The organism is Pseudoxanthomonas kalamensis DSM 18571, assembly GCF_010211745.1.
Taxonomy (GTDB): Bacteria; Pseudomonadota; Gammaproteobacteria; order Xanthomonadales; family Xanthomonadaceae; genus Pseudoxanthomonas_A; species Pseudoxanthomonas_A kalamensis.
Window position 1 is genome coordinate 1 of the sequence record NZ_PDWQ01000118.1, and the last position, 549, is coordinate 549.

The 549-nt window shown below is 67.6% G+C and carries 1 protein-coding gene; it reads right to left on the minus strand.

The genetic code is table 11. The features are described 5' to 3' along the window. Positions 1 to 153 precede the first annotated feature (153 nt). Positions 154 to 447, minus strand: a complete 294-nt coding sequence (locus CSC70_RS14920) for an ATP-binding cassette domain-containing protein (protein ID WP_246189443.1) — start codon at positions 445 to 447, stop codon at positions 154 to 156. Positions 448 to 549: the final 102 nt, after the last annotated feature.

Consider the following 549-nt stretch of genomic DNA (forward strand, 5'->3'; position numbering starts at 1 on the left):
GGCCAAGATCCTGGGCGCCGAAGCGCGCCACCTGGCAGCATTCGGGCGCACGGCGCGTGCCATGCACGACCAGCAGCTGCGGTTCGCCCATGGCCTGAGCAGTTCCAAGGCCTTGCTCCATGGCGCCGGGGCGGTCCTGCTGGCGTGCTACGTCTATGCGGGCCTGCAGCTCCTGCACATGGCCATGGCCGAACTTCTGGTGCTGGTCGCAATCTTCGCCCGGCTGTTGCCACTAGTGAGCAACATCCAACAGCAACGCCAGTATTGCCGGCATGCAATGGCCGCGTTCGACGAGATCGAAGGCCGCCTGCAGGAGAGCCGGACCTGGGCCGAGCCGCCGTTACCCGAGGCCACGCCGCCGATTTCCAGTGTGCCTTGGTCTGGGCCAAGCAGGCCGCTCAGGACATCGGCCAGGGTGCTCTTGCCTGCACCGGAGGCGCCGACCACGGCGGTGGTCGTCCGCGCCGGCAGCAGTAACGACAGATTCTGCAGCGCGGGCGTGCCGCGTCCGGGGTACTGGACCTGGACTGCAGACAGTGCAATCGAGGC